Source organism: Cellulomonas sp. (assembly GCF_017744555.1).
Lineage (GTDB): Bacteria > Actinomycetota > Actinomycetes > Actinomycetales > Cellulomonadaceae > Cellulomonas.
In genome coordinates, this window is sequence record NZ_JAGIBD010000014.1 from 1 (window position 1) to 21440 (window position 21440).

Sequence of the window (21440 nt, forward strand, 5' to 3'; positions counted from 1 at the left end):
GCGGCGATCCGCGCGTCGGCGTCGCGCAGCGCGGCGAGCTCGCCGTCCACGCGCCCGGAGACAGCCAGCGGACCCGCGTCGTCGAGCAGCCCGAGGGCCGTGGCCGTCATGTCCGCCCGGGCCTGGACCGCGCGGCGCTCGGCGGTGCGCGCGCCCCGGGCCGCGAGCGCGGGCGCCGCGACGCCGGCGAGCAGCAGGCACGCGGCGAGCGCGAGGCCCGCGGGCACCCAGAACGCGCACATCGCGGCGACCGTGCCCACCCCGAGCAGGGACGCCACGCCGGCGGGCAGGATCCCGCGGACCACCACGTCGCCCACGGCGTCGACGTCCGACCCGACGCGGGCGAGCAGGTCGCCGTGCCGGAGGCGGACGAGCGCGTCCGGACGGCCGGCGGCCAGGCGCTCGTAGAGCGTGGTGCGCAGCGTCGTCATGCCGCGCAGCGCAAGGTCGTGCGACACGAGCCGCTCGCAGTACCGCAGCACACCGCGACCGATGCCGAACGCGCGCACGGCGACCGTGGCGACGGTCAGGTACATCACGGGTGGCATCTGGGACGCGCGGGCGATGAGCCAGGCCGCGGTGCCGGCCAGCGCGACTGCGCAGCCGAGGGCGAGCGTGCCGAGCAGCACGGCCAGCGCGAGCCGGCGGCGGTCGACGTCGAGCAGGCGGAGGGCGCGGAGCAGCGTGCCGCGCGGGAGCTGGGACTCCGAGGTCGTCATGCCGAGACCGCCGTCGTGGGCCTCGTCGCGGCAGTCCGCACCGTCACGACCGTGTCCGCGCACGCCGCGAGCGACGCCCGGTGCGCGACGAGCAGCACCGTGCGGCCCTCGTCCCGCAGCCGCCGCACCGCCGCGAGCACGACCTGCTCGCCGGCGTCGTCGAGGTGCGCGGTCGGCTCGTCGAGCACCACGAGGGGAGCGTCGGCGAGCAGCGCGCGCGTCAGGGCCACGCGCTGACGCTGGCCGAGGCTGAGGCCGGCGCCGCCCCGGCCGAGCTGCGTGCGCCACCCGTCGGGAGCGGCGGCGACGACCGCGTCGAGACCGGTCAGCGCCGCGGCCGCGTCGCGTGCCTGCGACGACGCACCGCCGACGACGTCCGCGATCGTGCCGGGCTCGAGGACGGGGCGCTGGGGCAGCCACGTCACCTGACGCCAGTACGACGGCAGGTCGACCTCGTCGAGCGCCACCGTCGGCGCGCCGGGGGAGTCGAGGACGACCGACCCCTCGTCGGGGCGCAGCAGGCCGAGCAGCAGCTCGACCGCGGTCGACTTCCCGGCGCCGCTCGGACCGACCAGTGCGACGACCGAGCCGGGTGCGAGCGTGAGGTCGAGGCCGGCGGGCGTCAGGGCGTCGCCGGTCCGCACGCCCACGTCGCGCAGGCACACCGTCGTCATGCGCAGGTCCGGGGCGGGGTGAGCCCCGACGGTCGGCGCGGGTTCGTCGAGCACCGCGAACGCCTGCTCGGCCGCCGCGACCCCGTCGGCGGCGGCGTGGAACTGCGCGCCGACCTGACGCAGCGGCCAGAACACCTCGGGCGCGAGCACCAGCACCGCGAGACCGGTGACCAGATCGAGCTCGCCGTCCACGAGCCGCAGCCCGATCGCGACCGCGACGAGCGCGACCGCCAGCGTGGTGAGCAGCTCGAGCACCATGCCCGACAGGAACGCGATCCGCAGCGTGCCCATCGTCGCGCGCCGGTGCGCGTCGCCCAGGGCCCGCACGCGGGCGGCAGGTCCGCGCTCGCGGCCGAACGCCCGCAGCGTCGGCAGGCCCGCGAGCAGGTCGAGCACCTGCGCGCCGAGCCGCTGCATCGTCGCGAGGCCCGCCTCGGAGCGGCCCTGCGTGAGGCGGCCGACGAGCACCATGAACAGCGGGACAAGCGGCAGCGTGCCGACCAGGATGGCGGCCGAGACCCAGTCGAGCCCGAGCACCACCAGCAGCGTGCCGGGGGTGACGGTCGCGGCGAGGATCAGCTGCGGCAGGTACCGGACGAAGTACGGCTCGAGCGCGTCGAGGCCGCGCGTCGTGAGCGTGACGGTCGCCGCGCCGCCCGTGGCCGCGAGCCGGCGGGGACCCAGCGCGACCGAGCGGGCCACGACGGCCTCCCGCAGCTCGCCGACGGCGCGCGTGGCGGACCGGTGCGCCCACCGTTCCTGCGCGGACGTCACGGCGGCGCGCGCGAGCACCACGACCGCGAGCCAGCCGACGATCGGCGCAAGCGCGTCGAGCGTCGCCCCGTCGTGCACGGCCCGGCCGAGCGCGCGTGCGAGCAGCAGCGCCTGGGCGACGACGAGCGCCGCCGTGACGATGCCGAGCGCCGCCGTGAGACCGACGTACCCGCGCGCCGAGCGGGCGTACCGCAGCAGGCGCGGGTCGAGCGGCCTCACGCGGCCACGTCCGTCATCGCGCAGCCGGACCAGTCATCGCGCGTCCGCGCCCGACCGGGCGAACGTGAGGCCGACGCTGTCAGGGATGTGCTCGGCGGAGATCCGCTTGCGGAACACCCAGTACGTCCAGCCCTGGTACAGCAGCACGAGCGGCGTGAGGATCACGGCGACCCACGTCATGACGGTGAGCGTGTAATGCGTGGACGACGCGTTGTCGACCGTGAGCGAGTTCGCCGGGTCGAGCGCGGGCATGACGTCGGGCCACATCGACCCGAAGATCAGCACGACCGCGGCCACGATCGTCACGGCCGACGCCACGAACGCGAGGCCCTCACGGCGCACCCGCGTCGCCCAGACCAGGACGACGAGCATCGCAGCGGCGACCACGACGGCCGCCCACGTCCACACGACCGAGTACGCGATCTGCGCCCACACGGCCCACGCACCCGCGACGACGAGCGTGACGACCGACGCGCGAGCCGCGAACGTCCCGGCCTTGGCCCGGACCTCGCCGTCCGACTTGAGCGCGAGGAACACCGCCCCGTGCGTGAGGAACAGGAGCGCGGTCGTCGCACCGCCCAGCAGCGCGAACGGGTTGAGCAGCGCCCAGAAGCCGCCGACGTACTGGTGCGACGCGTCGAGCTCCACGCCGCGCACGAGGTTGCCGAACGCGACGCCCCACAGCACGGCCGGCACCCACGAGCCGACGATCAGCCCGCGGTCGGCCCAGCCGCGCCACCGCTCGTCGTCGATCTTGCCGCGCCACTCGAACGACACGACCCGCACGATGAGGGCCAGCAGGATGAGCAGGAGCGGCAGGTAGAAGCCGGAGAACATCGTCGCGTACCACTCGGGGAACGCGGCAAACGTCGCGCCGCCCGCCGTGAGCAGCCACACCTCGTTGCCGTCCCAGACGGGCCCGATGGTGTTGATCATGACGCGGCGCTGCTTGTCACGGTCCGGACCACGCCCGAAGATGCCGAGCAGCATCCCGACGCCGAAGTCGAACCCCTCGAGCACCAGGTACCCGGTCCACAGCACGGCGATCAGCACGAACCAGACGGTCGTGAGCTCCATGGTCGTCGGCTCCGTTCTCAGTACGCGAAGGAGAGGGGGCGGTCGGCCGACGTGGGGTCGTCCGGGTCCGGCCTGTTGGCGGGGTTGTCGGGGCTCGGGTCCTTCTCGGAGTCCGCGACGCCCTCGACGGCGTAGCGGTGCATGAGCCGGTACCAGACGACGGCCAGCACCGCGTAGAGGGCCGTGAACGCGATGAGCGACGCGAGGATCGACCCGGGGCCCGCGACCGTCGAGACGCCGCGCGCGGTCAGCAGCCACACGCCGTCGACGCCCGACGGGTTCGGGTTCGGCGCGACGACCCAGGGCTGGCGGCCCATCTCGGTGAAGATCCAGCCGAACGACGACGCGAGGAACGGCGTCGCGAGCGCGACGATCGCGAGCCGGCTCACCCACACGTTGTCGCTGACCCGGCCCTTGCGGGTGACCCACAGGGCGACGAGCGCGAGCGCGGCCGAGCCGACGCCGAACCCGATCATCAGACGGAACGACCAGTAGGTGACGGCGAGGTTCGGCTGGTACGAGATCGGCTCACCGTTCGCGTCCGTGAAGCCGTACTTCTCCTCGTACTGCCGCTGCAGGTCCTCGACGCCGGGCAGCGGCGCGTTGAAGTCTCCGCTGGCCAGGAACGACGTGAGGCCGGGGATCTGGATCAGGTGGCTGACGCCCTCGCACGAGTCGGACAGGTCGCCGATCGCGAGGATGGAGAACGGCGCGCCGCCGTCGGTCGTCTCGCACAGGGCCTCGGCGGCCGACATCTTCATGGGCTGCTGGTCGAACATGAGCTTGGCCTGCTGGTCACCGGTCAGGGCGACGCCGACGCCCGAGACCAGCATGACGATGACGCCGAGCGTGATCGCCGGGCGGTACACGTCGCGCGCCTTGTCGGCCTCCCCGCGACGGGCGAGCTTGACCATCCACCACGCGGCGATGGCCGCGACGAACGTGCCGGCCGTGAGGAACGCCGCGGAGATCGTGTGCGGGAACGCCGCGAGCAGCGTCGAGTTGGACAGCACCGCGCCGATGTCCGCCATCTCCGCCCGGCCGCGCTCCGCGTTGAGGACCGTGCCGACGGGGTGCTGCATCCACGAGTTGGCGGCGAGGATGAAGAACGCGGACAGGTTCGTCGCGATCGCGACCGCCCAGATGCACGCCAGGTGGATCTTCTTCGGCAGCTTGTCCCAGCCGAAGATCCACAGGCCGAGGAACGTCGACTCGACGAAGAACGCGGCGAGCGCCTCCATCGCGAGCGGTGCCCCGAACACGTCCCCGACGAAGCGCGAGTACTCCGACCACGCCATGCCGAACTGGAACTCCTGCACGATGCCGGTGGCGACACCGATCGCGAAGTTGATCAGCAGCAGCTTGCCGAAGAACTTCGTCAGCCGGAGCCACCGCTCGTTGCCGGTGCGCACCCAGGCCGTCTGCATGATCGCGACGAGGGGAGCGAGCCCGATCGTCAGCGGCACGAAGATGAAGTGGTAGACGGTCGTGATGCCGAACTGCCAGCGGGCCAGAGCGAGGGCGTCCACGTGCTTCTCCCGTGGGTCGTGCGAGCGTTCGGTCGAGGGTGTCGCGACCGTCGTGGTCTGTCGCGGACCTGGGGGAACGCTAGGACCGAGTCCAGTCTGCTCCTGGGACGAAGGTCCCGGGTACTGACGGGGCGTCGTGAACCGACGACGTTCGTCACACCCGTCCGGCGACGCCGTGAGCGGCATGCAGGTCGGCGCGCCGATGTGCGCGCGGCACGCCCTCGCCGAGCCCCTGTGCGATACTGACTCCGGTCATCGGAGCGCCCCACACCGCCCCGGAGATCCTTGAGCTCGCAGCATCAACGCGTCGCGCGCGCCAGCCGCCGCCCGGTCGTCCGTCAGGTTCCTCCAGAACCCGCCGCGGAGCAGACCCGGCAGGCGATGGCGCCGACCCGGGTGCAGCAGCCACGACCGACGACTTCCGTCACCGCGCCGAGGCGCGTGACGACCGACCGACCGAGGACCACCGCAGTGTGGGCGGGGATCCCCGGTACCCAGGAGCACCCCGCGTGACCCACGAGAACACCCCCGAGACCGCAGCAGAGACGACGACGGTCGGGGGTGAGGCTGCGCCGGCACCCGCACGGCGCCGCCGGGCCTCGCGCAGCGCCGCCGCCCCCGCACCCGTCGCCACCGAGGCGAATGCCGGGTCCACCGACGCCGCCCTTGTCGTGCCCGCCGCCGAGCCCGCAGCGACGGAGCAGGCCGCCGAGGCCGCACCCGTGCCGGACGCCCCCGCGGCGCCCCGTGCGCGCAAGTCGCGCCGCGTGACGCGCACCGTCGTCATCGAGCCGGCTCCCGAGGACGCCGCGGCTGCTGAGAAGGCTGCCTCCGAGAAGCCCTCCGCCGTCGAGCCCGCCGCCGCAGCGACCGGCGACGGGGCGGCTGCCGACGAGCAGGCGGCCGAGGAGCAGACCGCCGCCGAGCAGCCCCCCGTCGCGCTGGCCAAGGCGCCGCGCCGCCGCCGTGCCAGCACGCGCGCTGCCGCCGCCCCGGCCGAGCCCGTCGTCGAGCCCGCGGTGGAGCCCGTCGCCGAGCTCGTCGAGGACGAGTCGGCAGAGGCCGCGGCGGACGAGACGGTGGAGGACGAGTCGGCAGCGGCCACCGCAGAGGCGCCCGCGCTCGACGTCCGCGCCGCTCTTGCGGCCACGACCCCGTCGACCACGACCGACGCCCCCTCGGGCACCGGGACCCCGCGCCTCGCGACGACCGCGCTGCTCTTCCAGGCGCCGGACCCCGGTGCCGCGCGTCCGCGTCGCCGGCGTGCGCAGGCCAGCGCCGGCTCGCCGGAGGCGATCTCCGAGGAGGCGCGCCGGATCGAGCGTGAGCAGCAGGAGGCCGCGGCGCGCGAGCAGGAGCAGGCCGCCGAGCCCGAGCAGGACGAGGCCGCCCAGCCCGCCGCCGGCCGTCCGTCGCGTCGCCGGGGCCGTCGCGGCCGCGGCGGCGAGGGTGCGCCCGCGGACGAGGTGACGGTCGACGAGGTCGTCGAGCCCGCGGCGGACGAGGAGGAGGCCGACGAGGCCGATCTCACGACCGCCGACGAGGGCGAGGAGACCGCCGAGGGCCAGGGCGCCCCGCGGCGCCGCCGTCGGCGTGGTGGCCGCGGCCGCCGCGCGCGCACCGACCAGCAGGGCGACGAGACGTCCGAGCCCGAGGAGTCCGACGAGGACGCCGAGGACGAGACCGACGCCGAGGGTGCCGAGGGCGCCGACGAGTCGGACGGCGCGGAGGGCGCGGGCTCGAGCCGTCGCCGCCGTCGCCGTCGTCGTGGCACGCGCTCCGAGTCGGGCGAGGGCGGCGAGCGCCCGCGCGCCCGTTCCGCGAGCGACGAGGTCACCGCGCTGCGCGGGTCGACGCGGCTCGAGGCCAAGCGTCAGCGCCGCCGCGAGGGCCGCGACGCGGGCCGCCGCCGCCAGATCATCAGCGAGGCCGAGTTCCTGGCGCGCCGCGAGTCGGTCGAGCGGTCCATGGTGGTCCGGGAGAAGAACGGCCGCATGCAGATCGCCGTGCTCGAGGACGGGGTGCTCGTCGAGCACTACGTGTCGAACCAGGCGCAGGCGTCGATGGTCGGCAACGTGTACCTCGGCCGCGTGCAGAACGTGCTGCCGAGCATGGAGGCGGCGTTCGTCGACGTGGGCAAGGGCCGCAACGCGGTGCTGTACGCCGGTGAGGTCAACTGGGACGCCGCGGGGCTCGACGGCGGTCAGCCGCGCCGCATCGAGCAGGCGCTGAAGTCCGGCGACTCCGTGCTCGTGCAGGTCACCAAGGACCCGATCGGCCACAAGGGTGCGCGCCTGACGTCGCAGGTCACGCTCGCGGGCCGCTACCTCGTGTACGTGCCGGGCGGCGGCATGACCGGCATCAGCCGCAAGCTGCCCGACACCGAGCGCAACCGCCTGAAGAAGATCCTGCGCGAGGTCGTCCCCGAGTCCGCCGGCGTGATCGTCCGGACCGCCGCCGAGGGCGCGAGCGAGGACGAGCTGCGTGCCGACATCGCCCGCCTGCAGGGCCAGTGGGAGGCGATCGAGAAGAAGTCGAAGACGGCGTCGTCCCCGGCCCTCCTGCAGGGTGAGCCGGACATGGCGATCCGCGTGGTCCGCGACATCTTCAACGACGACTTCAGCTCGCTCGTGGTGCAGGGCCAGGACGCCTGGTCGACGATCTCGTCGTACATCGACGAGCTCGCGCCGGACCTCGCGCAGAAGGTCTCGAAGTGGACGGCCGAGACGGACGTGTTCTCGGTGCACCGCATCGACGAGCAGCTCGCCAAGGGCATGGACCGCAAGGTGTGGCTGCCCTCGGGCGGCTCGCTGGTCATCGACCGCACCGAGGCGATGACGGTCGTCGACGTCAACACCGGCAAGTTCACCGGCTCGGGCGGCACGCTCGAGGAGACCGTGACCCGGAACAACCTCGAGGCCGCCGAGGAGATCGTCCGCCAGCTCCGGCTGCGCGACATCGGCGGGATCATCGTCATCGACTTCATCGACATGGTGCTCGAGTCGAACCGTGACCTCGTGCTGCGGCGGCTCGTCGAGTGCCTGGGCCGTGACCGCACGAAGCACCAGGTCGCCGAGGTGACGTCGCTGGGCCTCGTCCAGATGACCCGCAAGCGCGTCGGCCAGGGCCTCGTGGAGGCGTTCAGCGAGACGTGCGAGCACTGCCACGGGCGCGGCTTCATCGTGCACGAGGAGCCGATCGAGAAGAACCGTCCCGACGCGGGCTCCGCGCAGCAGCCGGCGCCCGTCGCGGACGGCGAGGCCAAGCGGTCGCGGCGCAAGCGTGGTGCGGCCAAGGAGTCTGCCCCGCTGGTCCCGCACGCGGGCGTGCCGGTGCTGCCCGAGGCGCGCGAGGCGGTCAAGGCCACGCTCGCCACCATCGCGGCGGCTGCGGCCCACGCGCACGAGCACGAGCACGAGCACCACGCCGCGCGGCCCGTCGCAGCCGCTGAGGAGGCCGCACCGGGAAGCGTCGAGGACGCGCCGGTCGAGGACGTCGTGACCGACGTCGTCGAGGCCGAGGTCGCCGTGGCCGTCGAGGAGAGCGCGCCGGCGGCGCCCAAGCTCGACGTGCTCGCCGCGTTCGCGGACCGGCAGGCGTCGGCCGGGCCTGACGGGACCGTCGAGACGCTCGAGCTCACGCCGGTCCCCGCCGACGTCTTCGAGACCGCGCCCGACGACGAGACCGACGCGGTCGACGAGCCCGGCGGGGCCCGCGACGACCAGCAGGAGCCCGAGCAGGCCTGACGGCGGGAGTCCGTGCCGGTCTCCGGCCGGCACGGCCTCCGCTCCGTCGACGGCCGTGCGGGGTGGCCGTGCCTGGCACGACGTGCGTTCCGTCACGTCGTGCCGGGGGACCGCCGCCAGGTTTGACCCTGCGCCGTGCGGTCCGTACCCTTGAACGTCGGCGCGTCGTGTGCGCGCTGATCGTGCGTGCCGCCGCTTTCGGCGTCGACGCGAACCCCCACGGGAACCGGCGAGAGCCGGTGGCAGCGGGGTGTGCGCGGGCGCGGGCAGGGCACCAGACGTATTCGACCTGAGAAGTTCGACGAGCAGAGATGAGCAGCAACGTGGTGTACGCGATCGTGAAGGCTGGCGGCCGCCAGGAGAAGGTCGCGGTGGGCGACGTCGTCGTCGTCGACCGCCTCGCCGCGCAGGCCGGCTCGACCGTCGAGCTCTCGGCCCTGCTCCTCGTCGACGGTGAGAAGGTCACCACCGACGCCGCGGCCCTGGCCAAGGTGAAGGTGACGGCGGAGGTCGTGCGGGACGAGAAGGGCCCGAAGATCGACATCCTCAAGTACAAGAACAAGACCGGCTACCGCAAGCGCCAGGGTCACCGCCAGAAGCTGACCCGCCTCAAGGTCACCGGCATCAACTGATCTCGCTCCGCGGGTCACCCGCGGTCGCCCCCACGTACAGCAAGAGAGCAGGTTCGTCATGGCACACAAGAAGGGCGCGAGCTCCTCGCGCAACGGCCGCGACTCGAACGCCCAGCGCCTGGGCGTCAAGCGCTTCGGTGGCCAGGTCGTCAAGGCCGGCGAGATCATCGTCCGCCAGCGCGGCACGCACTTCCACCCCGGCAACAACGTCGGCCGCGGCGGTGACGACACCCTGTTCGCGCTGACCGCCGGTGCCGTCGAGTTCGGCACCCGTCGTGGCCGCAAGGTCATCGACATCGTCGCAGTCGAGGGCTGACGACCACAGACAGCAGTCGACGAAGGGGCGCACCGGTGCGGTGCGCCCCTTCGTCGTGTGACGATCGCTCGTGAGATCGCGGGCGATCGACGGAACCTTTTGGAGGCAATGCCGTGGCGACGTTCGTCGACCGGGTCGTGCTGCACGCGACCGGTGGTGACGGTGGGCACGGGTGTGCGTCCATCCACCGCGAGAAGTTCAAGCCGCTCGCAGGCCCGGACGGCGGCAACGGCGGCAACGGTGGGTCGGTGATCATCCAGGTCGACCCGCAGGTCACGACGCTGCTCGACTTCCACCACCTGCCGCACCGGCACGCCCCGTCGGGGACGCAGGGGATGGGCGACCACCGCTCGGGTTCCACGGGTGCGGACCTGGTCCTGGGCGTGCCCGACGGCACGGTCGTCAAGAGCCCCGACGGCGAGGTGCTCGCCGACCTGGTGGGCGTCGGCGCCCAGTACGTCGCCGCCGCGGGAGGTCGCGGGGGGCTCGGCAACGCCGCTCTCGCGTCGCCGCGACGCAAGGCCCCCGGGTTCGCGCTGCTCGGCGAGCCCGGTGAGTCGCACGACGTGGTGCTCGAGCTCAAGACGATCGCCGACGTCGCACTCGTCGGGTACCCGAGCGCCGGCAAGTCCAGCCTCGTGGCGGCGATCTCGGCGGCGCGGCCGAAGATCGCGGACTACCCGTTCACGACGCTCGTGCCGAACCTCGGCGTGGTGCAGGCCGGGTCCGCGCGGTACACCGTCGCCGACGTGCCGGGCCTGATCCCCGGGGCGTCCGAGGGGCGCGGGCTCGGCCTGGAGTTCCTGCGGCACGTCGAGCGCTGCGCGGTGCTCGTGCACGTGCTCGACTGCGCGACCCTCGAGCCGGACCGCGACCCGCTGTCCGACCTCGACGTCATCGAGGCGGAGCTCGCGCAGTACGCGGGCGACATCGGCATCGAGGGCGGCCGCACGCCGCTCGCCGAGCGGCCGCGGATCGTCGTCCTCAACAAGATCGACGTGCCCGAGGCGCGCGACCTCGCGGAGCTCGTCCGGCCCGAGCTCGAGGCCCGTGGGCTGCGGGTGTTCGAGGTCTCGACCGCGAGCCACGAGGGCCTGCGCCCGCTGACGTTCGCGCTCGCGGAGATCGTCGACCAGGCGCGCAAGGACGCGCCGCAGCCGGAGAACACCCGCGTGGTGCTGCGGCCCAAGGCCGTCGACGACGCCGGGTTCACCGTCACGAAGCGCGAGTCCGGCGGCCAGGTCTACTACTCGGTGCGGGGCGAGAAGCCCGAGCGCTGGGTGCGGCAGACGGACTTCTCGAACGACGAGGCCGTCGGCTACCTCGCGGACCGGCTCGCCCGCCTCGGGGTCGAGGACCGACTGTTCGCGACGGGTGCGGTCGCCGGCGACGAGGTCCGCATCGGACCCGACCACAACGCGGTCGTGTTCGACTGGGAACCGACGCTCATGACGGGGTCCGAGCTGCTCGGCGGCCCGCGCGGCTCCGACGTGCGGCTCGAGGACCGGTCCCGCCCGACCCGTGGCGAGAAGCGGCACGAGTACAAGGAGCGCATGGACGCCAAGGCCGCGGCTCGCGACGAGCTGTGGACCGAGCGCGAGCAGGGCGTCTGGACCGACCCCGACCGCGACTGAGCACCTCGGCGACGCCGCGCCTGTCCGCCGACGGGTGCGGCGTCGTCGTCTCCTGACGGGCGTGGCCGGTGCGACGCTGCTCGTCGGAGACGCCGGCGACGTCCGCGGACCGAATGGTGACGAGGATCGACGCTCGTGCGAGGCAGAATGCCGGACGTGACCGTCGCCGCCCTGGACTCGCGCGAGCAGCTGCCGTCCGCCGCCCGCATCGTCGTCAAGGTCGGCTCGTCGTCGCTCACCAGCCCCGACGGCCGGCTCGACCCCGACCGGCTGCGCGCCCTGGTCGACGTGCTGGCCGCCCGCAGGGCCGCCGGCGGCCAGGTGGTGCTGGTGTCGTCCGGTGCGATCGCCGCCGCCATCGGGCCCTTGGGCCTGGCCACGCGTCCTCGGGACCTCGCGACGCAGCAGGCTGCGGCGTCCGTCGGGCAGGGGCTGCTCGTCGCGCACTACACGAAGGCCTTCTCCGACCACGGGCTGCGGGTCGGCCAGGTGCTGCTCACCGCCGAGGACACCGTCCGCCGCGGGCACTACCGCAACGCCCATCGGGCGCTGACCCGGCTCCTCGACCTCGGCGTGGTGCCGATCATCAACGAGAACGACGCCGTCGCGACGGACGAGATCCGGTTCGGCGACAACGACCGGCTCGCCGCGCTCGTCTCGCACCTCGTCCACGCCGACGCGCTCGTGCTGCTCACCGACGTCGACGCGCTCTACACCGGACCTCCGTCGCGGCCGGGGTCGCGCCGCATCACGCGGGTCGACGGGCCGAAGGACCTCGACGGCATCGACGTGTCCTCGCGGGGGAGCGCCGTCGGGACCGGCGGCATGGTCACCAAGCTCGAGTCCGTCGCCATCGCGACGCACTCCGGTGTGCCCGTGGTGCTGACGTCCGCCGCGCAGGCCGCGGCCGCGCTCGACGGGTCCGACGTCGGCACGTGGTTCGCCGCCACCGGGCGGCGCACGTCGATCCGGCTCCTCTGGCTCGCGCACGCCGCGAAGGCGCACGGCCGGCTGGTGCTCGACGACGGCGCCGTGCGGGCCGTCGTGGAGCGTCGTACGTCGTTGCTGCCCGCCGGCGTGACTGCCTCCGAGGGGACCTTCGAGGCGGGGGACCCCGTGGAGCTCGTCGGGCCGGACGGTGTCGTCGTCGCCCGCGGGCTCGTGGCGTACTCGTCCGACGAGGTGCCCGGCCTGCTCGGCCGCACCACCTCCGACCTGCGCGACGACCTCGGGCCCGGGTACGACCGGGAGCTCGTGCACCGCGACGACCTGGTGCTGGTGCGCCGCCGGAAGGCTGCCGCCCGGGCCTGAACGGCAGTCGTGCGTGTGCCCGACCGGCAGGCGAACTCGGGCCGCGTAGGCTTCGGCGACGTGGACGAGGACGAGCTCCTGCGCCGGTACGGCACACGGCCGGACGACGCGGACCTGGACGAGATCCGTCGGCTGCTCGACACGCAACGCGCCCTTGGGCCTGATGCCGACACGCTGACCATGAAGCTGCTCTGCGTGCAGCTCTTCAACGCGGGCCACGTCGAGGACGTGCTGCGGATCTGGCAGGCGAAGGAGTCCGGCTTCGACGCGCACTGCTCGATCGACGTGCAGCTCCTCTGTGGCACGGGGCTGGACGCCACCCGCCGCCACCTGGCTGCCGTCCCCGGGGAGGTCGCGCAGCAGGCGCTGACCTACCTGGAGGAGTGCGTCAGAAGCGGGGACTTCGACGAGTTCGACGTCGAGGACCGCGCGGCCTGGTACGACCAGTACTACCGGGTCTAGTGCGGCTGTCCACCGTCGCGCTCCGCACCCGGTCCCTGGTCAGGGACGCTTGACGTCCCGTCACGCGCGACATGCGGGCGAGCCTGTCCGATGCGGACATCTGGCCGGCGCGGTTGTCCACGGGTGTACCCGTGCGGGGACAGGGCCGGGAAGTGCGCCCGGAGACGACAGCGGGGCGCCCGACGTCAGAGCCGGACGCCCCGTCGCCTGAGGTCACTTCGACAGCCACGCCTCCGTGAGCTGGGCGAGCCGCGAGTCGGCGCCGAGGACGACGCCGTGCACGTCGGTCGACAGGCCGAGGAACGTCGTGAGCTCGTGGACGGGCACCACGTGGTGCTCGGTGACGAGTCGCTCCTGGGCGTCGGCGAGGATCGAGGACCGCTCGGCGGGGTCGCCCGCGGCGAGCTGGGCCTGCAGGAGGGACTCGAGCTCGGGGTCGGCGATCCGGTAGTAGTTCGTCGAGGTCGTCGAGTACTGGGTGCGCAGGACGTCGCCGTCGGCGCGGGACAGGTTGCCCCAGACGAGGTCGAACGCGCCGGACTTCAGCTTGTCCTGGAACTCGGGCACGGTGCCGCTCCACAGGGTCACGTCGATGCCGACGGCCTTGAGCTCCTGCTGGACGAGCTGCACGGACGTCTCGTTGGGGCTGAAGTTGGTGATCCAGACGAGCGTCGGGGCGAGTCGCTGGCCGTTCTTGGCGTAGATGCCGTCGGAGCCCTTGGCCCAGCCGCCCTTCTCCAGCACGGCCGCCGCCTTCGCGGGGTCGGTGACCAGCTTGTCGCTGAGGTCGACGACGTCGGGCGTGGTGCTCGCGAGCGGGCTCTGGGCGACGGCGAACCCGTCGACGAGGGCGGTGTCGCGGATCTCCGTGGGGTCGATCGCGAGCGAGATGGCCTCGCGGACGGCCGGGTCGCTGCCGAGGGGGCTGGACTCGTTGAACGTCACGCCGAACACGATGCCGGGGTTGGCGCGGCTGACGACGGGGAAGCGGGCCTGGTCGAGCGTCGCGATGTCGGTGGGCTGGACGCCGCCGATGACGTCGACCTGCTCGGACGTGAGCGCTCCGGTGCGGACGCCGGCCTCGGGGATGACCTGGAACGTCACGGTGTCGAGGTGCGGGGCGTCGGTCGCCCCGTCGGGGCCCCAGGCGTAGTCGTCGCGGGCCTTGAGGACCGTCTCGACGTCCTTCGTGTAGTGGTCGATCGTGAACGGGCCGGTGCCGACGACGCCGACGCCCGTCGAGCGCTGGTCGTACGGGATGGCGATCGTGGAGGGTGCGACGATGCCGAGCGCGACGGTCGACGTCGCCTGCGGGAACGGCGCGTTAGGGGCCTTGAACGCGACCGTGACGGTGTGGTCGTCGACGACGGTGGTGCCGGTGTAGCCGATGAACGACGGGGCTGCGCTGCTCTTGGCACCGGCGGCGACGATGTCGTCGAACGTGGCCTTGACCGCGGCCGCGTCGAACGGGGTGCCGTCGGAGAACGTCACGCCGTCGCGCAGTGTGAACGTGAACTGCGTCGAGTCGGCGTTCGCCTCCCACGCGGTCGCGAGCCACGGCTTGAGCGTGCCGTCCTGCTGGTCCTGCCAGATCAGCGAGTCGACGACCTGGCGGGTCACGTACAGCGTGTCGTTGCCGGAGCCGATCCCGCTCGGGTTGACGGAGATCGGGTCGTTGCCGATGGCGAACGTGAGGTCGCCGCCGTCGACCGGGGCGTCGCTCGACGCGGAGGCGGACGGGTCGGTGCCGGCGGAGTCGTCGCCCGACGAGCAGGCGGTGAGGGCCAGGCCGGCGACGGACAGGACGACGAGCGCGCGCAGGGGGCGTGCGAAGGACATGGGTGCTCCAGGGTCGGGGTGCTGCGGGGCGGGCGGAGAGGCGGGGCCGGCCGGCGTGGGCGCCGGCACACGCCCGGGGTCAGGCGGGTGCCGGTGTGCGACGCGGGCCGCAACGACACGAGGCGCTCATCGGGCGCCTCCGACGGTCGTGCGGGCGCGTCCGCCGGGGATCGCGGACAGCAGCTCGGCGGTGTACTCGTCCTGCGGGGACGCGAAGACGCCCTCGACGTCCCCCTGCTCGACGACACGCCCCCGCTGCAGGACGGCGACGTCGTGGGCCACCTGCCGGACGACCGCGAGGTCGTGCGAGATGAACAGGTAGCTGAGGCCGAGGTCGGCCTGCAGGCCCGCGAGCAGGTCGAGGACCTGCGCCTGGACGGAGACGTCGAGCGCCGACACGGGCTCGTCGAGCACGACGACCTCCGGCTGGAGCGCGAGCGCACGGGCGATCGCGACGCGCTGACGCTGACCGCCGGAGAGCTCGGCGGGTCGCCGTCGCAGCGCCGAGGCGGGGAGAGCGACGACGTCGAGCAGCTCGGCCGCTCGGGCCGCGCGGGACGTGCGGTCGCCGACCCGGAACGCCCGCAGGGGCTCAGTGACGATCCGCTCGACGGACCAGCGCGGGTCGAGCGACGCGTAGGGGTTCTGGTAGACGACCTGCATGCGGCGGCGCAGCGCTCGCAGGCGCTCGCCGTGGGTGCGGGTGACGTCCTCGCCGTCGACGAGCACCGCGCCCGACGTCGGGTCGGTCAGCCGCAGGGCCAGCCGGGCGGTGGTCGACTTGCCCGACCCGGACTCGCCGACCAGGGCGAGCGTGCGGCCGCGGGGGAGGGCGAACGACACGTCGTCGACGGCGCGGAGCCGCCCGCCGCCCGCCGAGCGGGGGAGCGCGAAGTCCTTGACCAGGTGCCGGGCCTCGAGCACCGGATCTGGGGGTGCAGCCTTCGCCGCCGGCGAGGTGCGCGGGCGCGTGCGCGCGCCGCGGAGGCTGGGCGCGGCGGCGAGCAGCGCCCGCGTGTACGTGTCCTGCGGCGACCCGAGCACGGCGTCGGGCGTGCCCTGCTCGACGACGCGGCCTTGCGACATGACGACGATGCGGTCGGCCCGGTCGGCGGCGACGCCCAGGTCGTGCGTGATGAGCAGGACGCCCGTCCCGGTGCCGGAGGTGAGGGTCTCGAGGTGGTCGAGGATCTGACGCTGGACGGTGACGTCGAGGGCGCTGGTGGGCTCGTCGGCGACGAGCAGGCGGGGCCCGGCGACGAGCGCGATCGCGATGAGCACGCGCTGCCGCATGCCGCCGGACAGCTCGTGGGGGTACTGCCGGGCACGGACCTCGGGGTCGGGGAGACCCGCGGCGCGCAGGGCCTCGACGGCCGCGACCTCGGCACCCCGACGGCCGGCGATCCCGTGGATCCGCAGCACCTCGGCGACCTGGGCGCCGATCCGCTGGACGGGGTTGAGCGACACGGTCGGGTCCTGCGGGACGAGCCCGACGAGCCGCCCGCGCACCGCCTTGAGCGCGCGAGGCGCGGCGTGCGCGACGTCGTGCCCGAGCAGGTCGACGGTGCCGCGTTCGATGCGGGCGCCGTCCGCGAGCAGCCGGACGACGGCGGCCGCGGTGGTCGACTTGCCGGAGCCCGACTCGCCGACGAGCGCGACGGTCTCGCCCGCGTCGACGTGCAGGGACACGTCCCGGACCGCGCGGACGTCGCCGTGCCGCGTGCGGTAGGTGACCGCGAGATCGGTGACGGTCAGGAGGCGTTCGGTCATCGGGCACCCGCCCGGTCGCCGTCGAGCGCACGGGAGATGCGCCCCGCGGCGAGCACGGTCGCGGCGATCGTGAGCCCGGGCAGCGTGGTGAGCCACCACGACGTGCGCAGGTAGTCGCGCCCGCCGGACACGAGCGCGCCCCACTCGGGCGCGGGCGGCGGCTCGCCGTACCCGAGGAAGCTCAGCGCGGACACCGCGAGGATCGCGGCGCCGAGCTCCAGCGCGGCGAGCACGACGACGGGCCCGGCGGCGTTCGGCAGCACGTGCCGGAACAGCACCGACCACCAGCGGCTCCCGCCGGCGTGCGCGGCCTCGACGTACACGGACGTGCGGACGCGGAGGACCTCGGAGCGCATGATGCGCGCGACCGAGGCGACGCTCGCGAGGCCGACGGCGATGGCGACGTTGACCGTGCCGAACCCTAGCGCCGTGATGAGCGCCAGGGACAGCAGCAGCGACGGGATCGAGAGCAGCACGTCGACGGTCCGCATGACGACGTCGTCGAGCACGCCGCCGACGAAGCCCGCGAGCAGCCCGAGCAGGGCGCCGACGACGAGCCCGACGCCCACTGCGACGAGCGCCGCCTGCAGGGTCAGGTGCGTGCCGTGCACCACGCGCGTGAACAGGTCGCGGCCGAGCTGGTCGGTGCCGAACCAGTGCGCGCCCGACGGGCCCTGCAGCTTGTCGGCAGGGACGCCGGTCAGCGGGTCGCCGGGGGCGAGGACGCTTGGCGCGAACGCCGCGAGGATCGCGAGTCCGGCCCACAGGAGGGCGACGAGGAGCCCGGGACGACGCAGCAGGTCGCTGGCGCGGCCGCGCCAGAGGTGGCGAGCGACGACGTCCTCGTCGCGGCCACGGACGCCGGCGTCCGTGGCGGTCTCGACCGGCTGGGTGAGCGGGGTCAGGGCGTCGACGGCGGTCATGCGGCACCCACCAGGGCGGGCTCGCCGGAGCTCGTCGGGACGGGCGCCACGGCCGGTCGTGGACGGCGGACCCGCACGATGCGAGGGTCGAGCAGCGGGTACAGCACGTCGACCAGCAGGTTCACCAGCACGTACACGGTCGCGGCGAACAGCACGATGCCCTGGACCACCGGGATGTCCTGCGCTCCGACAGACGTCGCCGTGAGACGGCCCAGGCCGGCTCGGGAGAACACCGTCTCGGTGACGACGGCGCCCGACAGCAGGCCGCCGATCACCAGCCCCGTCACGGTGAGCGTCGGGAGGGCTGCGTTGCGCAGCGCGTGCTGGAGGTGGACCCGGGTGCGGCTCGCCCCCTTGGCCCGCGCGGTGTCGGCCCACGGCTCGTGCAGGGTGCCGAGCAGGCTGCGCGACAGCATCTGTGCGATCAGCGCTCCGGTCGGCAGCGCGAGCGTGATCGCGGGCAGCACGAGCGAGGAGAACCCCTTGTTCCCGACCGCGGGGAACACCGGGAACGTGAACGAGAACCACTGCACGAGCGTGAGCCCGAACCAGAACGACGGGATCGCGACGCCGAGCGGCGGCAGCGACAGCAGCGTCTGGGACAGGGACCGGCTGCGCACGAACGTCGCGACGATCGCGAGCCCGCCGCCCAGGACGAGTGCGAGGACCAGCCCCAGCGCCGCGATCTGCGCGGTCGGCGGCACGGCCTCGGCGACGAGGTCGGTGACGGGCCGTCCGTTCACCACCGACGTGCCCAGGTCGCCCTGCAGCACCCGGCCGAGCTGGCGCACGTACTGGACGGGCAGCGGCTGGTCGAGGCCGTACTCGGCCCGCACCGCGGCGAGCTGCTCGGGGGTGATGTCGCTCGAGTCGCCTCCGTACATCAGGGACACGGGGTCACCGGGCAGGGCGTACAGGACCACGAACGAGACCGTGTACGCCGCCCACAGCACGCCGAGCGCCTGGGCCAGGCGGACGGCCAGGTAGCGGGTCATGAGGTCTCCCAGGATCGGGGCGGGCTGCCGAGGACGCCGGAAAGTAGGGCGGGGTCGAGAGGTGGTCAAGGCCCTGTCCGAGCCGTCTCGGCATGTGGTGGCCGGTCACCCCCCAGCACGACGCGGCCGCAGGTCGGCGGGTCCGGCGCGCGTCGCCCGTCATGTGAGACGCCCGGTGTCGGTCGTTGACACGGCGCGACGGGTGATCGAACGTGCGCCCCCCGATCGCCACCGAGCTGGAGCCTCCATGACCGTCGACCTGGACGCCGCCCACGCGCCGCGGCGCACCGCCGCTTCCGACGTCCCCGCGCTCGCCGAGCTCCGCTACGGCGCGGACGCCGCACCCGACGGCCTGACGGCGACGGACGTCGTCGCGCTCCAGCTCGCGCACCGCTCGGTGCGCCGGTACCTGTCCGACGCCGTGGACGACGACGCCCTCGCGACGATCGTCGCCGCCGCGCAGTCCGCGGCGACGAGCTCCAACCTCCAGCTCTGGAGCGTCGTCGCGGTCCGCGACGACGGGCGCCGCGCCGCCCTGTCGGCGCTCGCCGGCGACCAGGCGCACATCACGCAGGCGCCGCTGCTGCTGGTCTGGCTCGTCGACCTCGCCCGCGCGCACGGCATCGCCGCGCGTCACGACGCCCCCACCGCCGGGGCCGGCTACCTCGAGACGGCGGTCGTCGGGTTCGTCGACGCGGCGCTCGCGGCGCAGAACGCGGTGCTCGCCGCGGAGTCGCTCGGCCTCGGCACCGTGTACATCGGCGCGCTGCGCAACCGCCCGGAGGAGGTCGCGGCGCTGCTCGGCCTGCCGAAGCATGTGTTCGCCGCGTTCGGACTCGTCGTGGGCCACCCCGACCCGACGGAGGGCGCGCGGGTCAAGCCGCGGCTCCCGCAGTCCGCGGTGCTGCACCACGAGGCGTACGACGACGGGGTGCACCACGCCGCCGTCGACGACTACGAGAAGACGATCGGCGAGTTCTACGCGCACGAGGGTCTGGCCCACTCGTGGGTCGAGCGGATCCTCGCCCGGCTGTCCGGGCCGCGTGCGCTCAACGGCCGCGACCGCCTGCGCGACGCGCTCGAGGCGCAGGGCTTCGAGCTGCGCTGACCGTCCGCATCCACCCACCACCACCAGGAGTCACCATGACCGTCTCGACCGCCCCTGCCGAGGACCTCACGCTCGAGGAGGCCGGCGCGCTCGCCCCGCTGGTCGACCCCGCGGACGCCGCCGCCCGCGTGAGCGACGGCGCCCTGCTCGTCGACGTCCGCAGCGAGGCCGGCCGTGCGCGCACGGGGGCCATCCCGGGCGCCACGGTCGTCGACCGCTACGACGTCGACGCCGACTTCGACCTCACGTCGTCGCTGCGCCTCGCGCCCGTCGTGTCTCTCGACACCCCGATCGTCGTCGTCTGCGGGTCGGTCCGTGGCTCCGGCCCGGTCGCGGCGGCGCTGCGTGAGAAGGGGTTCACGAACGTCGTGCACGTCGAGGGCGGCGCCGCCGCGTGGAAGGACGCGGGCCTGCCGATCGACGAGCCCGCCGACCCCGCCGCCTGGACCACCGGCCCGGGTGCGTCCGCCTGACGGACCGCGAGACCCGCGTCGTCGAGGGCGGCACCCTGCTCGCCTTCGGGTACGACGTGCCCGCCGCCATCCCGCTCGACGAAGGAGCACGCACGTGAGGTTCCAGGTCCTCGACATCGTCCCGCACGCCCCCCACCCCGTCACCGGCGAGCTGCTGGACCCGTCAACCCGACTCGAACGCGTCGTGGAGACCGCCGTCCTCGCCGAGGAGCTGGGCCTCGACTCGTTCGCCGTGGGGGAGCGGCACGCGGGCGACTTCCTGTCCTCGTCGCCGACGGTGCTGCTGGGCGCGCTCGCGCAGGCCACCGACCGGATCCTGCTGAGCACCGGCGTCACGGTCCTGTCGCTGCTCGACCCGGTGCGTGTCGCCGAGGACTACGCGACGGTCGACGTGCTGTCGCGCGGCCGGCTCGAGATCGTCATCGGCAAGGGCAACGAGGACAAGCACTTCCCGCTGTTCGGCCTCGACATCGCCCACCAGTACGACTACCTCGAGGAGAACTACGGCCTGCTGCGCCGGCTCCTGCGCGAGGAGCACGTCGACTGGGAGGGCCGGTTCCACGCCCCGCTGCACGACGCGACGACGCTCCCTCGCCCGTTCGACGGGCCGTTCCGCGTGTGGCACGGCTCCGCGACCAGCCTGTTCGCCGTGGAGCTCGCGGCCCGGTACGGCGACCCGATCTTCACCGCGAACGCACTCCAGCCGCGCGAGAAGTACCAGGTGCTCATCGACCACTACCGCGAGCAGCTCGTGGCCCACGGGCACGACCCGTCGGTCGGCTACGTCGGCTCCGGGTCGGGCGGTCTGTTCCTCGCCGACACGACCGAGCGCGCCACGGACGAGTACCGCGCGGTCTACGAGGGCTTCGCGGCGCGCGCGGCCGCCCGGCACGCCGGCGACACGCGCCCGGGGAAGGTGTCGTCGTTCGCGACGATCGAGGACGCCGTCGAGCGCGGGCCCGCGCTGGTCGGCTCGTCGGAGCGCGTCGCGGAGAAGATCCTGGACTACCACGCCTCCTACGGGCACGACGTGCAGTCGGTCTCCCTCAACCCGGTGCTGCCGTACCAGCAGCAGCACGACGTGCTGCGCCGCTTCGCCGAGGAGGTCGTGCCGCTCGTCCGCCGCGAGCTCTCGACGACGCTGTGGGGTCCGGACGACCCCGGCCGCGCGCGCGGCCTCGCGGTGCCGGTCGGCGTCCCCTCGTGAGGGTGTGCGCCAGGGTGTGGAGCCCTCGCACC

Annotated in this window: 16 protein-coding genes and 1 pseudogene; 9 read left to right on the forward strand and 8 right to left on the reverse strand. The window is 73.9% G+C overall.

Annotated features, from left to right (window positions below):
- The 4 genes and pseudogenes from J7523_RS11040 to J7523_RS11055 all read right to left on the reverse strand — a co-directional run.
- Positions 1-719 (reverse strand): annotated as a pseudogene (locus tag J7523_RS11040) (thiol reductant ABC exporter subunit CydC); the annotation flags it as partial.
- A complete protein-coding gene (cydD, locus tag J7523_RS11045) occupies positions 716-2386 on the reverse strand; it encodes a thiol reductant ABC exporter subunit CydD (protein ID WP_291886218.1) in 1671 nt (556 codons plus the stop codon). The gene cydD and the pseudogene J7523_RS11040, both read right to left, overlap by 4 nt.
- A gap of 33 nt (positions 2387-2419) precedes the next feature.
- Positions 2420-3463: a cytochrome d ubiquinol oxidase subunit II gene (gene cydB / locus J7523_RS11050; RefSeq protein ID WP_291886221.1), complete on the reverse strand. Its 1044-nt coding sequence runs from the start codon at positions 3461-3463 to the stop codon at positions 2420-2422.
- Between the two features lie 17 nt (positions 3464-3480).
- On the reverse strand, positions 3481-4992 hold the full coding sequence (locus J7523_RS11055; protein WP_291886224.1) for a cytochrome ubiquinol oxidase subunit I: 1512 nt from the start codon (positions 4990-4992) through the stop codon (positions 3481-3483).
- 509 nt (positions 4993-5501) lie between these two features.
- Here J7523_RS11055 and J7523_RS11060 point away from each other — a divergent pair.
- The 6 genes from J7523_RS11060 to J7523_RS11085 all read left to right on the forward strand — a co-directional run bounded on the left by J7523_RS11060 (position 5502) and on the right by J7523_RS11085 (position 13093).
- On the forward strand, positions 5502-8738 hold the full coding sequence (locus J7523_RS11060; protein WP_291886226.1) for an Rne/Rng family ribonuclease: 3237 nt from the start codon (positions 5502-5504) through the stop codon (positions 8736-8738).
- 323 nt (positions 8739-9061) lie between these two features.
- Positions 9062-9370 carry a 50S ribosomal protein L21 gene (gene rplU / locus J7523_RS11065; protein WP_203749192.1) on the forward strand — a complete coding sequence of 103 codons (309 nt, stop codon included), beginning with the start codon at positions 9062-9064 and terminating at the stop codon, positions 9368-9370.
- Positions 9371-9428: 58 nt separating this feature from the next.
- Positions 9429-9686, forward strand: coding sequence for a 50S ribosomal protein L27 (rpmA, locus tag J7523_RS11070; RefSeq protein WP_203748947.1), 258 nt, complete (start codon positions 9429-9431; stop codon positions 9684-9686).
- Positions 9687-9799: 113 nt separating this feature from the next.
- Entirely contained in the window at positions 9800-11320 is a 1521-nt protein-coding gene (gene obgE / locus J7523_RS11075) for a GTPase ObgE (protein ID WP_291886234.1), read from the forward strand.
- Between the two features lie 147 nt (positions 11321-11467).
- Positions 11468-12631 (forward strand): glutamate 5-kinase, encoded by a 1164-nt coding sequence (gene proB / locus J7523_RS11080; RefSeq protein WP_291886236.1) that lies wholly within the window; start codon positions 11468-11470, stop codon positions 12629-12631.
- A gap of 60 nt (positions 12632-12691) precedes the next feature.
- Complete coding sequence (locus tag J7523_RS11085) at positions 12692-13093, forward strand: hypothetical protein (protein WP_291886237.1); 402 nt, start codon at positions 12692-12694, stop codon at positions 13091-13093.
- Between the two features lie 213 nt (positions 13094-13306).
- On the opposite strand, the gene J7523_RS11090 is transcribed toward J7523_RS11085, so the two are convergent.
- From J7523_RS11090 to J7523_RS11105, 4 genes are all read right to left on the reverse strand, one after another.
- Entirely contained in the window at positions 13307-14932 is a 1626-nt protein-coding gene (locus J7523_RS11090) for an ABC transporter substrate-binding protein (RefSeq protein ID WP_291886239.1), read from the reverse strand.
- A gap of 126 nt (positions 14933-15058) precedes the next feature.
- Positions 15059-16702, reverse strand: coding sequence for an ABC transporter ATP-binding protein (locus J7523_RS11095; RefSeq protein ID WP_291886241.1), 1644 nt, complete (start codon positions 16700-16702; stop codon positions 15059-15061).
- The gene (locus J7523_RS11100) at positions 16699-17625 is read right to left on the reverse strand and encodes an ABC transporter permease (protein ID WP_291886244.1); all 927 of its coding nucleotides are present in this window, start codon (positions 17623-17625) and stop codon (positions 16699-16701) included. Before J7523_RS11100 ends, J7523_RS11095 begins: the two co-directional genes overlap by 4 nt.
- On the reverse strand, positions 17622-18620 hold the full coding sequence (locus tag J7523_RS11105) for an ABC transporter permease (RefSeq protein ID WP_291886246.1): 999 nt from the start codon (positions 18618-18620) through the stop codon (positions 17622-17624). The genes J7523_RS11100 and J7523_RS11105 overlap by 4 nt, the downstream gene beginning before the upstream one ends.
- A gap of 247 nt (positions 18621-18867) precedes the next feature.
- Here J7523_RS11105 and J7523_RS11110 point away from each other — a divergent pair, with 247 nt between their 5' ends.
- The 3 genes from J7523_RS11110 to J7523_RS11120 all read left to right on the forward strand — a co-directional run bounded on the left by J7523_RS11110 (position 18868) and on the right by J7523_RS11120 (position 21408).
- Positions 18868-19728 carry an NADPH-dependent oxidoreductase gene (locus J7523_RS11110; RefSeq protein WP_291886250.1) on the forward strand — a complete coding sequence of 287 codons (861 nt, stop codon included), beginning with the start codon at positions 18868-18870 and terminating at the stop codon, positions 19726-19728.
- A gap of 35 nt (positions 19729-19763) precedes the next feature.
- A complete protein-coding gene (locus J7523_RS11115; RefSeq protein ID WP_291886253.1) occupies positions 19764-20201 on the forward strand; it encodes a rhodanese-like domain-containing protein in 438 nt (145 codons plus the stop codon).
- A gap of 94 nt (positions 20202-20295) precedes the next feature.
- Positions 20296-21408: an LLM class flavin-dependent oxidoreductase gene (locus J7523_RS11120; RefSeq protein WP_291886254.1), complete on the forward strand. Its 1113-nt coding sequence runs from the start codon at positions 20296-20298 to the stop codon at positions 21406-21408.
- Positions 21409-21440 lie beyond the last annotated feature (32 nt).